Origin of the sequence: Citrobacter sp. CK202 (genome assembly GCF_030333225.1) — a bacterium.
Classification (GTDB): Bacteria; Pseudomonadota; Gammaproteobacteria; order Enterobacterales; family Enterobacteriaceae; genus Citrobacter_B; species Citrobacter_B koseri.
This window is the reverse complement of sequence record NZ_JAOWGI010000021.1, coordinates 114,222-127,487: the sequence shown is the minus strand read 5'-3', so window position 1 is coordinate 127,487 and position 13,266 is coordinate 114,222. Positions and strand designations below refer to the sequence as shown.

The following is a 13,266-nucleotide window of genomic DNA, read 5'->3' as shown; positions in this document are numbered from 1 at the left end:
AGGTACGCAAAACGCAATAAACTGACGCAAAAAGTGTGACAAAGGCTACGTCACATAGCGGCGACGTGTATAATAAGCTCGTATGTAGGCTCTCTTTCGATAATCACATACATAAGATACTCATGGCTCAAGGCACGCTTTATATTGTTTCTGCCCCCAGTGGCGCGGGTAAATCCAGCCTGATTCAGGCGTTGTTAAAAACCCAACCGTTGTATGACACCCAGGTTTCTGTTTCACACACCACGCGCGCACCGCGTCCGGGTGAAGTGCATGGCGAGCATTATTTCTTTGTCGATCATCATGAGTTCAAAACCATGATTGGCAGAGATGCGTTTCTGGAGCACGCTGAAGTGTTTGGTAACTATTACGGCACATCGAGTGAAACCATTGAGCAAGTGCTGGCAACGGGTGTGGATGTTTTTCTGGATATCGACTGGCAGGGCGCACAGCAAATTCGTGAGAAGATGCCGCAAGCGCGCAGTATCTTTATTTTACCGCCGTCCAAAATTGAGCTGGACCGCCGCCTTCGCGGGCGCGGTCAGGATAGCGAAGAAGTAATCGCAAAACGTATGGCGCAAGCTGTTGCAGAAATGAGCCATTACGCCGAATATGATTACCTTATTGTGAATGATGATTTCGACACCGCCCTGGGCGATCTGAAAACCATTATTCGCGCCGAACGTCTGCGCATGAGCCGCCAAAAGCAGCGTCATGACGCTTTAATCAGCAAACTGTTGGCAGACTGAACCCACTTTCAGTATTATGCCCAGTCATTTCTTCACCTGTGGAGCATTTTAAATATGGCACGCGTAACTGTTCAGGACGCTGTAGAGAAAATTGGTAACCGTTTTGACCTGGTACTGGTCGCCGCGCGTCGCGCTCGTCAGATGCAGGTAGGCGGCAAGGATCCGCTTGTACCGGAAGAAAACGATAAAACTACCGTAATCGCGCTGCGCGAAATCGAAGAAGGTCTGATCAACAACCAGATCCTCGACGTCCGTGAGCGCCAGGAACAGCAAGAACAGGAAGCCGCTGAATTACAAGCCGTTACCGCTATTGCTGAAGGCCGTCGTTAATCACAAAGCGGGTCGCCCTTGTATCTGTTTGAAAGCCTGAATCAACTGATTCAAAACTACCTGCCTGAAGACCAGATAAAACGTCTTCAGCAGGCGTATCTCGTTGCACGTGACGCTCACGAGGGTCAGACACGTTCAAGCGGTGAACCCTATATCACGCACCCGGTTGCGGTAGCCTGTATTCTGGCCGAGATGAAACTCGACTATGAAACGCTGATGGCTGCGCTGCTGCATGACGTGATTGAAGATACTCCTGCGACCTACCAGGACATGGAACAGCTTTTTGGTAAAAGCGTTGCAGAGCTGGTAGAAGGGGTATCCAAGCTTGATAAGCTTAAGTTCCGCGATAAGAAAGAAGCGCAGGCTGAAAACTTTCGCAAGATGATTATGGCGATGGTGCAGGATATCCGCGTCATTCTCATCAAACTTGCCGACCGCACTCACAACATGCGCACGCTGGGCTCATTACGCCCGGATAAACGTCGCCGCATCGCCCGTGAAACCCTTGAGATCTACAGTCCGCTGGCGCACCGTTTAGGTATTCATCACATTAAAACCGAGCTGGAAGAGCTGGGTTTTGAAGCGCTGTACCCAAACCGCTATCGCGTGATTAAAGAAGTGGTAAAAGCCGCTCGCGGCAACCGCAAAGAGATGATTCAAAAAATCCTCTCTGAGATCGAAGGGCGTTTGCAGGAAGCAGGCATTCCGTGTCGCGTGAGCGGGCGTGAAAAGCATTTGTACTCTATCTACTGCAAAATGGTGCTCAAAGAGCAGCGTTTTCACTCCATCATGGACATCTACGCCTTTCGCGTGATCGTGCATGATTCCGATACCTGCTATCGCGTACTCGGCCAGATGCACAGCCTGTATAAGCCGCGTCCGGGGCGCGTAAAAGACTATATCGCCATTCCAAAAGCGAACGGCTATCAGTCTTTACACACTTCGATGATCGGCCCGCACGGCGTTCCGGTTGAGGTACAGATCCGTACCGAAGACATGGACCAGATGGCGGAAATGGGGGTTGCGGCGCACTGGGCTTATAAAGAGCACGGTGAAACCAGCACCACCGCGCAAATCCGCGCCCAGCGCTGGATGCAAAGCCTGCTGGAGCTGCAACAGAGCGCCGGTAGCTCGTTTGAATTTATCGAGAGCGTTAAATCCGATCTCTTCCCGGATGAGATTTACGTTTTCACACCGGAAGGGCGCATTGTTGAGCTGCCTGCCGGTGCCACGCCGGTCGACTTCGCCTATGCCGTACATACCGATATCGGTCATGCCTGCGTAGGCGCGCGCGTCGACAGGCAGCCATACCCGCTGTCACAGCCGCTCACCAGCGGTCAGACCGTCGAAATTATTACCGCCCCTGGCGCACGCCCGAATGCGGCATGGCTTAACTTTGTCGTCAGCTCAAAAGCTCGCGCCAAAATTCGCCAGTTGCTGAAGAACCTCAAGCGTGATGATTCCGTCAGCCTGGGGCGCCGTCTGCTCAACCATGCCCTCGGCGGCAGCCGTAAACTGGCTGAAATCCCGCAGGAGAACATCCAGCGCGAACTGGAGCGTATGAAGCTCGCAACGCTGGACGATCTGCTGGCGGAAATTGGTCTGGGCAATGCGATGAGCGTGGTGGTGGCGAAAAATCTTCAGCAAGGCGAAGCCGCCGTACCTGCCACAACGCAGTCCAATCATGGGCATTTGCCGATTAAAGGCGCGGATGGCGTGCTGATCACCTTTGCGAAGTGCTGCCGCCCGATTCCAGGCGACCCGATCATTGCGCACGTCAGCCCAGGTAAAGGGTTAGTGATCCACCATGAATCCTGCCGCAACATCCGTGGTTACCAGAAAGAGCCAGAGAAGTTTATGGCTGTGGAATGGGACAAAGAGACGGAGCAGGAGTTCATCACCGAAATTAAGGTGGATATGTTTAATCACCAGGGGGCGCTGGCCAACCTGACGGCGGCAATCAACACGACGACCTCCAATATTCAGAGTCTGAATACGGAAGAAAAGGATGGTCGCGTCTATAGCGCCTTTATTCGCCTCACCGCGCGCGATCGCGTGCATCTGGCGAATATCATGCGCAAAATCCGCGTAATGCCGGACGTGATAAAAGTCACCCGTAACCGAAACTAGTTTTATGAACTTACAGCGTTATGCGCGTATCTGCGAGATGCTCGCCAGGCGTCAGCCTGATCTGACGGTCTGCATGGAGCAGGTCCACAAACCTCATAATGTCTCGGCGATCATTCGCACCGCCGACGCAGTAGGCGTACACGAAGTTCACGCCGTCTGGCCGGGCAGCCGTATGCGCACCATGGCGTCGGCGGCAGCGGGCAGCAATAGCTGGGTACAGGTGAAAACCCACCGTACCATCGGCGATGCAGTCAGCCACTTGAAGGGCCGGGGCATGCAGGTTCTGGCGACTCATCTCTCTGATAAAGCGGTTGATTTCCGCGAAATCGATTACACGCGCCCAACCTGCATCCTGATGGGGCAGGAGAAAACCGGCATCACCCAGGAAGCCTTAGACCTGGCGGATCAGGACATCATCATCCCGATGATCGGCATGGTGCAGTCACTTAACGTTTCCGTCGCTTCCGCTCTGATTCTCTACGAAGCGCAGCGCCAGCGGCAGAACGCAGGCATGTACCTGCGTGAAAACAGCATGCTGCCGGAAGACGAACAGCAGCGCCTGCTGTTTGAGGGCGGCTATCCGGTGCTGGCGAAAGTCGCCAAGCGCAAAGGTCTACCCTACCCTCATGTAAACATGCAGGGTGAGATCGAGGCCGACGCCGCCTGGTGGTCCACGATGCAGGCGGCAGGGTAATCACATGAAAGGCCGTTTGCTGGATGCCATCCCGCTCAATTCCTTGACCGGCGTTGGCGCGGCGCAAAGCAGCAAACTGGCGAAAATTGGCCTGCACACCGTGCAGGACCTCCTGTTACACCTTCCCCTGCGTTATGAAGATCGCACCCATCTTTACCCGATTGGCGAACTGCTGCCGGGCATTTACGCCACTGTTGAAGGCGAAGTGCTGAACTGCAATATCACCTTCGGCAGTCGCAGGATGATGACCTGTCAGATTAGCGACGGCTCCGGCATTCTCACCATGCGCTTTTTCAACTTCAGCGCGGCAATGAAAAACAGCCTGGCGACCGGGCGGCGCGTACTGACCTATGGTGAAGCCAAACGCGGGAAGTACGGCGCGGAGATGATTCACCCTGAATACCGCGTGCAGGGCGATCTCAGTACGCCGGAGCTTCAGGAAACGCTCACGCCCGTTTATCCGACCACCGAAGGCATTAAGCAAGCCACGCTGCGTAAGCTCACCGACCAGGCGCTGGACCTGCTTGATACCTGCGCCATTGCCGAGCTTCTGCCGCCTGAACTTGCGCAAGGAATGATGAGCCTGCCGGAAGCCTTGCGCACGCTGCATCGCCCACCACCGTCGTTACAGCTTAGCGATCTGGAAACCGGGCAGCATCCGGCGCAGCGACGCCTGATTCTGGAAGAACTACTGGCGCATAACCTGAGCATGCTGGCGCTGCGTGCCGGCGCGCAGCGTTTTCACGCCCAGCCGCTTAGCGCGAACGATTCACTGAAGAATCAGCTGCTGGCCGCATTGCCGTTCAAACCAACGGGTGCGCAGGCGCGCGTGGTGGCGGAGATCGAACGTGACATGGCGCTCGATGTGCCAATGATGCGTCTGGTGCAGGGCGACGTCGGTTCCGGTAAAACGCTGGTCGCCGCGCTGGCTGCGCTACGCGCCATTGCGCACGGCAAACAGGTGGCGTTGATGGCGCCGACAGAACTGCTGGCCGAGCAGCATGCCAGTAACTTCCGCAACTGGTTTGCACCGCTTGGTATTGAAGTGGGTTGGCTGGCAGGTAAACAGAAGGGGAAAGCGCGCCTGGCGCAGCAGGAAGCCATCGCCAGCGGGCAGGTACAGATGGTGGTCGGCACCCACGCGATTTTCCAGGAGCAGGTACAATTTAACGGGCTGGCGCTGGTGATTATCGATGAACAGCACCGCTTCGGCGTCCATCAACGTCTGGCGCTGTGGGAAAAAGGTCAGCAGCAGGGGTTCCACCCGCATCAGTTAATCATGACCGCAACGCCGATCCCCCGCACCCTGGCAATGACCGCCTATGCCGATCTCGATACCTCCGTGATTGATGAGCTACCGCCGGGTCGCACACCTGTCACTACCGTTGCCATCCCGGACACCCGTCGTAGCGATATTATCGATCGCGTCCGCAATGCCTGTACCCAGGAAGGCCGCCAGGCATACTGGGTCTGTACGTTGATTGAAGAGTCAGATTTGTTAGAAGCCCAGGCTGCGGAAGCGACATGGGAAGAGCTCAGGCTCGCCTTACCGGAGTTGAAGATTGGTCTGGTTCATGGGCGGATGAAACCCGCAGAGAAGCAGGCGGTGATGGCGGCCTTTAAGCAAGGTGAGCTGCACCTGCTGGTCGCGACAACGGTGATTGAAGTCGGGGTGGATGTCCCCAACGCCAGCCTGATGATTATCGAAAACCCGGAACGGTTAGGTCTGGCGCAATTACACCAGTTGCGTGGACGCGTGGGCCGTGGCGCGGTGGCCTCCCATTGCGTACTGCTCTACAAATCACCGCTCTCGAAAACCGCGCAGAAGCGCCTTCAGGTCTTACGGGACAGCAACGACGGCTTTGTGATTGCGCAAAAGGATTTAGAGATTCGCGGCCCCGGTGAACTGCTGGGCACGCGTCAGACGGGTAACGCCGAGTTCAAAGTGGCGGATTTGCTGCGCGATCAGGCCATTATCCCGGATGTTCAACGCATTGCCCGTCACATTCACGAACATTATCCGCAACAGGCAACCGCCCTGATTGAACGCTGGATGCCCGAAACCGAGCGTTATTCCAACGCCTGATAACCCCTGCCCGAGACCGTTTGTAAAATTTATAAATGCAATCGTTTGCTTTTACCATCTGGTCAGATAAAATCACCGCTTTTCCACCATGGGATTGCCTCTGATGTCTGTTAACACCGTCGAGTCGGCAAATGCGCAACCGGTTGCGCAGACGCAAAACAGCGAACTGATTTACCGTCTTGAAGATCGCCCGCCGCTCCCTCAAACCCTGTTTGCCGCCTGTCAGCACCTGCTGGCAATGTTCGTCGCGGTCATCACGCCAGCGCTGTTAATCTGCCAGGCGCTCGGTTTACCGGCACAAGATACTCAACACATTATCAGTATGTCGCTGTTCGCCTCCGGTGTGGCCTCAATTATTCAAATCAAAGCATGGGGTCCGGTCGGTTCAGGGTTGTTATCTATTCAGGGCACCAGTTTTAACTTTGTCGCCCCGCTGATTATGGGCGGCACCGCGCTGAAAACCGGCGGAGCGGACGTCCCCACCATGATGGCGGCGCTATTCGGCACGCTGATGCTGGCAAGCTGCACTGAGATGGTTCTCTCCCGCATACTGCATCTGGCGCGCCGCATTATCACACCGCTGGTCTCCGGCGTGGTGGTGATGATTATCGGTCTGTCGCTGATCCAGGTGGGTTTAACATCCATTGGCGGCGGCTATGCCGCAATGAGCGACAACACCTTTGGCGCGCCCAAAAACCTGATGCTGGCAGGCGTCGTACTGGCGCTGATCATCCTGCTTAACCGCCAGCGCAACCCCTACCTACGCGTGGCCTCGCTGGTGATCGCGATGGCGGCAGGCTATCTGCTGGCCTGGTTTATGGGGATGCTGCCGGAAAACACCACACCGGCAACACAAGACTTAATCATGGTGCCCACGCCGCTGTACTACGGTCTGGGCATTGACTGGAACCTGCTGCTGCCGCTGATGCTGGTCTTTATGATCACCTCACTGGAGACCATCGGCGATATCACCGCCACCTCCGATGTCTCCGAGCAGCCGGTCTCCGGGCCGCTGTATATGAAGCGTCTGAAAGGCGGCGTGCTGGCTAACGGCCTGAATTCCTTTGTTTCCGCCGTGTTCAATACCTTCCCCAACTCCTGTTTCGGGCAGAATAACGGCGTGATTCAGTTGACCGGTGTGGCCAGCCGTTATGTCGGCTTTGTGGTAGCGCTGATGCTGATCCTGCTCGGCCTGTTCCCGGCAGTAAGCGGCTTTGTGCAGCACATTCCTGAACCAGTGCTCGGCGGCGCCACGCTGGTGATGTTCGGCACCATCGCCGCTTCCGGCGTGCGTATCGTCTCTCGTGAACCGCTGAACCGCCGCGCTATCCTGATTATCGCGCTGTCGCTGGCTGTCGGCCTGGGCGTTTCTCAGCAGCCGCTGATCCTGCAATTTGCGCCAGACTGGGTGAAAAACCTGCTCTCCTCCGGCATTGCCGCTGGGGGCATCACCGCTATCGTTCTGAACCTGATTTTCCCGCCAGAGAAGCCGTAAGCGAAATGCGGCGATGATCGACAATCATCGCCGCTGTAACGCTCTTTCACCATTCCCGCCTTGAGGATTGCGCGTAAATCGTGCATAACTCAGATGTGTGCACTTCGCGGGATGGAAGACCATGAAATTTATTGGAAAGCTGATTCTCTACATATTGATTGCCCTTTTGGTGGTGATCCTCGGCCTCTATTTTCTGCTGCAAACCCGCTGGGGCGCGGAGCATGTAAGCGCCTGGATATCAGAGAACAGCGGGTACAGCCTGACATTTGATGTCATGGATCACCGCTTTTCCGCACCGTCCCACGTTTTGCTTGAGAACGTCACGTTTGGCCGGGATGGCCAGCCCGCCACGTTAGTCGCGAAAACGGTGGATATCGGCCTGAGCAGTCGCCAGATAACCGATCCCCTGCACGTCGACGCCATCCTGTTGCAGGACGGCACGCTCAATATCTCCCCGCAAACCGCACCGCTTCCTGTTCAGGCTGACCGCCTGCAATTACAGAACATGGCGCTTAACAGCCCGGGCGGTGAGTGGAACCTGAGCGCTCAGCGCGTTAACGGCGGCGTGGTTCCCTGGCGTCCCGAAGCGGGCAAGGTATTGGGGAATAAGGCACAGATCCAGCTCAGCGCCGGTTCACTCACGCTGAATGATGTTCCCGCGACCAACGTGCTGATTGAAGGCAGCATTGATAAGGAACAGGTAATCTTAAGCAACATTGGCGCAGACATTGCGCGCGGCGCCTTAACCGGCGTGGCGCGACGCAACGCGGACGGCAGCTGGGTGGTGGAAAATCTGCGTCTGAACGACATCCGGCTGCAAAGCGATAAATCGCTGACCGACTTTTTTGCCCCGCTCACCGCTATCCCGTCTCTGCAAATTGGCCGTCTTGAAGTGACCGATGCCCGCCTGCAAGGCCCGGACTGGGCAGTAACCGACCTCGATCTCAGTTTGCGCAACCTGACGTTCAGCAAAGATGACTGGCAGACGCAAGAAGGCAAACTGTCGATGAATGCCAGCGAGTTCATCTACGGTTCGCTGCATTTCTTCGATCCCATTCTGAATGCCGAATTCTCACCGCAGGGCATTGCGCTACGCCAGTTCACGACCCGCTGGGAAGGCGGTATGGTCAGAACATCCGGCAACTGGCTGCGTAACGGCAAAGCGCTAATCCTCGACGATGCCGCCATTGCCGGGCTGGAATACACGCTGCCGGAAAACTGGAAGCAGCAGTGGATGAAACCTCTGCCTGGCTGGTTAAACAGCCTGACGCTGAAAAAATTCAGCGCCAGTCGCAACCTGGTGATTGATATCGACCCGGCTTTCCCGTGGCAGCTCACCGCGCTGGATGGTTATGGCGCAAATCTGGGACTAGTGCAGAACCATCAATGGGGCGTATGGAGTGGGAACGCAACGCTTAACGCGGCAGCCGCGACGTTTAACCGAGTGGACGTGCGTCGCCCCTCCCTGGCGCTGGCGGCAAACAGCAGCACAGTTAACATCAACGAGCTGAGCGCATTTACGGAGAAGGGGCTGTTAGAAGCCACGGCCAGCGTTTCACAACTCCCCCAGCGCCAGACAAAAGTCAGCCTGAACGGACGCGGCGTGCCAATGAACGTCTTGCAGCAATGGGGATGGCCTGCGCTGCCCATTTCCGGCGACGGCAACATCCAGCTTACCGCCAGCGGTAATATCCAGGCGGACGCCCCACTGAAGCCAACGGTAAACGGCCAGTTGCACGCGGTAAACGCCGATAAACAGCAGGTGACGCAAACAATGCGGGCAGGCGTTGTGTCAGGAGCGGAAGTCACGCAACCACAGCCTGCGCAATAGTGTGTTTTGCCCGGTGGCGCTACGCTTACCGGGCCTGTGACAGGTTTTCTCACGAAACGTCGCATGGACGCTATATGAACTCATAATTCCCAAAAGATATGAAAACAGGTAACTCATGGATTTTGTGAAGATTTATATGAAACCGATCATAGTAAGGCGAAAGGCTGATGAAAAAAGTGAGTGGGGGGATGTGGAAACCTTGAGAAAGTAGCTATAATGCGCCCCGCCTCCATGTAGCAATGTGGGCGCGGAAGATCGTCGTCTCCGGTGAGGCGGCTGGACTTCAAATCCAGTTGGGGCCGCCAGCGGTCCCGGGCAGGTTCGACTCCTGTGATCTTCCGCCAAAGTTCCTCACTCTTCCCCTGGGTCTTAAGCCAATTCCCCAAATTCATTCCTTCATTGCGACCTGATCTTTAAATGCCCTCGCCCACTATCAAGAAATCGATCATAGCTGTATCGTCCTGACGGCCTGGAGCGAACGGGAGAAAACATTGCCTGGTGAACTAAAAGAAGCACAACCGCAGTTAAAAGGGATTAAGAGCGCGCTGATTCCCCTCGTTATATTGTGCGCCGGATGGCGCTTACGCTTATCCGGCCTACACACTACAAACGGCAACGCGTATCGCCTCACATCGGGGGGAGTTCCAGTCTTTCGCAGCGCGCTTTTACCGCTTCGTGCAGCAGGCGGACTGCCGTCGAAAGCTGTTTGCGGTGCGGGCAGATCATGTTCAGCGGGACTTTCTCTCCCTGATAATCTGGCATCAGGCGCTGCAATCGCCCGTCACGCACATCTTCAGAGACATCAAGCCAGGCTTTATACGCCATCCCCTCTCCGGCGATAGCCAGCCGCCGGATAACTTCAGCATCGTCGCTCATCATGGTGCCGTTGACCTGTACGCTGCTGACGTCACCGTTGCGGATGAACGTCCAGCGGTCATGCAGGCGTCCGCGCAACACGAACGTTAACGCATTCAGATTCGCTAAATCATCGGGATGACGTGGATCGCCGTGTTGCGCGACCCAGTCCGGCGAGGCCACCAGCACACGCCGGTTATCGGGGGAGACGGGCAGCGCGATGTAAGAAGCATCTTCCGTATTGCCGTAACGGAACGCGACATCAACCGGATCTTTAAATACATCGGCAACCTGATCGGAGAAAAACACCCGCAGGCGCAACGCAGGGTGGCGACGGCGAAACGACTGGAATACCGGGAGCAGTAAATTGCGCCCAAGATCGGAGGGCACGGCGATTTGCAGCGTACCGGAGATCTCATCTTCCGGCGTCTGAATTTTTTGCAGCCCGGCGTGCATCACCTCAAGCATCTGTCTGGCGTAAGGCAACCAGACCTCGCCTTCCGGCGTCAGCCGTAAGCTGCGGGTCGAGCGTGCGAACAGGCGAATGTTTAACGTAGACTCCAGCCGTTTGATGGCGGAACTGACCTGGGCAGGCTGTACCCCGGCTTCCCGCGCCGCATCGCTAAAACTGTTTAGCGCCGCCGCGCGAACAAACAACGTGAGATCTTCAAGCCGGAACATTTTCACTCCCCGAATATAAGTCCTGTCGTCGTGAGGCTATTTTTCCCGTTCTGCTGGCGGTTTACCATCGAATTATACAAACGATAAACCTGTTCCCACACCGGAGACATTATGAAAGCCATCGCAATTACCCGCGCCGCGCCAGAAGGCAGCAATATTGAGTTTTTACAGGACATTGACCTCCCTGTTCCGGTCGCCGCCGGACATGACCTGCTGGTTGAGGTGAAAGCCATCTCCGTTAACCCGGTCGATACCAAAGTACGCGCGGGTTTTAACGCAGAGACCCCGCGCGTGCTGGGCTGGGATGCCACAGGCGTAGTGAAATCAGTCGGCGAGGCGGTGACATTGTTCGCACCGGGGGATGAAGTCTGGTATGCCGGCGCGTTGGGCCGTCCGGGAAGCAACAGCGAGTTCCAGCTTGTTGATGAGCGCATCGTCGCGTTGAAACCCAAAACGCTGGATAATGCCGCCGCCGCAGCGCTGCCGCTGACCTCGATCACCGCATGGGAAATGTTGTTTGACCGCCTCGGCGTTGAAGAAGGCGGCAACGAAGGAGATACGTTGCTGATTGTCGGCGCCGCAGGCGGCGTGGGCTCCATCCTGACGCAGCTGGCCCGCAAACTCACCCGACTGACGGTGATCGGCACCGCGTCGCGCCCGGAAAGCCAGAAATGGGTACGCGAAGCCGGTGCGCATCATGTCATCGACCATAGCAAACCGCTGACGGAAGAGCTGGCGCGGATCGGCATCAACGCGGTGACGCACGTCGCCAGCCTGACCCACACTGATAAGCATTACCCGCAGCTCATCGAAGCCCTGGCGCCGCAGGGTAAGCTGGCGCTGATAGACGATCCAGCAACGCTCGACGCACGACCGCTGAAAACAAAGAGTATTTCGCTGCACTGGGAGTTTATGTTTACCCGCTCAATGTTTGAAACCGACGACATGATCGCCCAGCATCAGCTACTGACCCGCGTGGCGCAGCTCATTGATGCTAAGGTGATTCACACCACGCTGGGCGAGCATTACGGAGCCATCAACGCGGCAAATATTCAGAAAGCGCACGCACAGCTTGAAACGGGCCGCTCCGTCGGCAAGATTGTGCTGGAAGGCTTCTGATAAGCCCCCCAGGGGCGAGAAAGTCGCCCCTGCTTTTTTATGCGCCGCGTAAAACTATATGAACGGGTTGTCTCTTCCGGGACGAAATCGCTATGCTTGCCGCATCGCCCCTCTACCGCTAACGCCCATGATCAAAACGCTGCACATCGAAAACTACCGCTCGATTCGCCATCAGTCTCTGGAACTGGAACAGCTCAATATCGTCTTCGGCCCTAACGGCACCGGAAAGTCGAATATCTATAAGGCGATTCACCTGATGCACAGTGCGGCGCAGGGGCAGTTCTCACAGGCGCTGGCGAACGAAGGCGGTATTCTGAAGGTATTCTGGGCCGGGAAAACGCGCAGCGACCAGTTGCGGCGCATGACTCTGGCGGTAGAAACAGAAACCTATGAATACGAGTTACAGGTAGGGTTTGTCGAGAAGCTCCCCTACCCGTCGCAGTTCGATCTCGACCCGGTCATCAAAGAGGAGTCTGTCTGGTTGAGCGGGCACGCTCGCCGCCCCTCCTCACAGTTGATGAAACGTAAAAACCAGGTCGTATTCCTCAATAATATCCATCACGAGAAAGTCACCCACAGCGGCACGCTGTATGAGAACGAGTCGGTATTCGGCCAGTTGGGAGAGCCACACCTCTACCCGGAGGTATCGCAGATGCGAGAAATGCTGCGCAACTGGCGCTTTTATCATGAGTTTTCAGTCTCGTCTGGTTCTGCGATTCGTGTTCCGCAGGTGGGATTCCGCTCACCGGTTCTGGCCAGCGACGGAGCAAACCTGGCGGCAGCGTTCCAGACAATCGTCGAGATTGGCGATGAACTGCTGCTGATGCGGATTCTCGATCGGGCATTTCCCGGTTGCGTGTTCTACAGCGATAACAGCGGCGGCCGCTTTCGCCTGATGATGAAACGCGAAGGGTTGACCCGTCCGCTGGAACCTGCGGAGTTCTCGGATGGCACGCTACGTTTCCTGTGCCTGGCCGTAGCGCTGTTAAGCCCGCGACCGCCAGCTTTTATCGCGCTCAACGAACCGGAAAACAGCCTGCATCCGCAGATGTTGCCCGCCCTCGCCCAACTGATCGCCGAAGCCAGCCGCCATTCGCAAATCTGGCTCACCAGTCATTCGCCTGAACTGGCCAATCTGATCGAGAAACATGCCGCGTTTTCGCTGTATCAACTGGCGATGGAGGACGGTGAAACACAGCTTACCCGACTGTCGTAAAAGTGGGCGATGCTAACGCCCGTCTCGTTTGTGCCGCCATCTCTGCTATGATGCCTGCACATAAAAAAGACAAAACACCATGT

The 13,266-nt window shown here is 56.3% G+C and carries 10 protein-coding genes and 1 tRNA gene; 10 read left to right on the top strand and 1 reads right to left on the bottom strand.

Translation table 11 applies throughout. From position 1 onward, the window contains the following. Positions 1-122 precede the first annotated feature (122 nt). The 8 genes from gmk to OGX84_RS06275 all read left to right on the top strand — a co-directional run bounded on the left by gmk (position 123) and on the right by OGX84_RS06275 (position 9,656). Entirely contained in the window at positions 123-746 is a 624-nt protein-coding gene (gmk, locus tag OGX84_RS06310; RefSeq protein ID WP_112001398.1) for a guanylate kinase, read from the top strand. Between the two features lie 54 nt (positions 747-800). After that, complete coding sequence (rpoZ, locus tag OGX84_RS06305) at positions 801-1,076, top strand: DNA-directed RNA polymerase subunit omega (RefSeq protein ID WP_000135058.1); 276 nt, start codon at positions 801-803, stop codon at positions 1,074-1,076. A gap of 18 nt (positions 1,077-1,094) precedes the next feature. Continuing rightward, entirely contained in the window at positions 1,095-3,206 is a 2,112-nt protein-coding gene (gene spoT / locus OGX84_RS06300) for a bifunctional GTP diphosphokinase/guanosine-3',5'-bis pyrophosphate 3'-pyrophosphohydrolase (RefSeq protein WP_047460231.1), read from the top strand. 4 nt (positions 3,207-3,210) lie between these two features. After that, positions 3,211-3,900 carry a tRNA (guanosine(18)-2'-O)-methyltransferase TrmH gene (gene trmH, locus OGX84_RS06295; RefSeq protein ID WP_049011031.1) on the top strand — a complete coding sequence of 230 codons (690 nt, stop codon included), beginning with the start codon at positions 3,211-3,213 and terminating at the stop codon, positions 3,898-3,900. A 4-nt stretch (positions 3,901-3,904) separates the two neighbouring features. Further along, a complete protein-coding gene (recG, locus tag OGX84_RS06290; RefSeq protein WP_286457577.1) occupies positions 3,905-5,986 on the top strand; it encodes an ATP-dependent DNA helicase RecG in 2,082 nt (693 codons plus the stop codon). A gap of 103 nt (positions 5,987-6,089) precedes the next feature. Beyond that, positions 6,090-7,481, top strand: a complete 1,392-nt coding sequence (gene xanP / locus OGX84_RS06285; protein ID WP_024131065.1) for a xanthine/proton symporter XanP — start codon at positions 6,090-6,092, stop codon at positions 7,479-7,481. A gap of 121 nt (positions 7,482-7,602) precedes the next feature. Further along, complete coding sequence (locus OGX84_RS06280) at positions 7,603-9,312, top strand: AsmA family protein (protein ID WP_112001397.1); 1,710 nt, start codon at positions 7,603-7,605, stop codon at positions 9,310-9,312. A gap of 249 nt (positions 9,313-9,561) precedes the next feature. Beyond that, positions 9,562-9,656 (top strand) — tRNA-Sec (locus OGX84_RS06275). Between the two features lie 283 nt (positions 9,657-9,939). Here OGX84_RS06275 and OGX84_RS06270 read toward each other — a convergent pair. Next, entirely contained in the window at positions 9,940-10,848 is a 909-nt protein-coding gene (locus tag OGX84_RS06270) for a LysR family transcriptional regulator (protein ID WP_112001396.1), read from the bottom strand. Between the two features lie 111 nt (positions 10,849-10,959). Here OGX84_RS06270 and OGX84_RS06265 point away from each other — a divergent pair, with 111 nt between their 5' ends. Both OGX84_RS06265 and OGX84_RS06260 read left to right on the top strand, forming a co-directional pair. After that, on the top strand, positions 10,960-11,967 hold the full coding sequence (locus OGX84_RS06265) for a zinc-binding alcohol dehydrogenase family protein (protein WP_071259159.1): 1,008 nt from the start codon (positions 10,960-10,962) through the stop codon (positions 11,965-11,967). 127 nt (positions 11,968-12,094) lie between these two features. Continuing rightward, a complete protein-coding gene (locus OGX84_RS06260) occupies positions 12,095-13,183 on the top strand; it encodes an AAA family ATPase (protein WP_012135794.1) in 1,089 nt (362 codons plus the stop codon). Positions 13,184-13,266: the final 83 nt, after the last annotated feature.

What these genes read in the sequence shown, in the direction of transcription:
- OGX84_RS06265 (WP_071259159.1), top strand. Translation starts at nt 10,960, where the DNA reads ATGAAAGCCATCGCAATTACCCGCGCCGCGCCAGAAGGCAGCAATATT.
- xanP (WP_024131065.1), top strand. Translation starts at nt 6,090, where the DNA reads ATGTCTGTTAACACCGTCGAGTCGGCAAATGCGCAACCGGTTGCGCAG.
- trmH (WP_049011031.1), top strand. Translation starts at nt 3,211, where the DNA reads ATGAACTTACAGCGTTATGCGCGTATCTGCGAGATGCTCGCCAGGCGT.
- gmk (WP_112001398.1), top strand. Translation starts at nt 123, where the DNA reads ATGGCTCAAGGCACGCTTTATATTGTTTCTGCCCCCAGTGGCGCGGGT.
- OGX84_RS06270 (WP_112001396.1), bottom strand. Translation starts at nt 10,848, where the DNA reads ATGTTCCGGCTTGAAGATCTCACGTTGTTTGTTCGCGCGGCGGCGCTA.
- rpoZ (WP_000135058.1), top strand. Translation starts at nt 801, where the DNA reads ATGGCACGCGTAACTGTTCAGGACGCTGTAGAGAAAATTGGTAACCGT.
- recG (WP_286457577.1), top strand. Translation starts at nt 3,905, where the DNA reads ATGAAAGGCCGTTTGCTGGATGCCATCCCGCTCAATTCCTTGACCGGC.
- OGX84_RS06260 (WP_012135794.1), top strand. Translation starts at nt 12,095, where the DNA reads ATGATCAAAACGCTGCACATCGAAAACTACCGCTCGATTCGCCATCAG.
- OGX84_RS06280 (WP_112001397.1), top strand. Translation starts at nt 7,603, where the DNA reads ATGAAATTTATTGGAAAGCTGATTCTCTACATATTGATTGCCCTTTTG.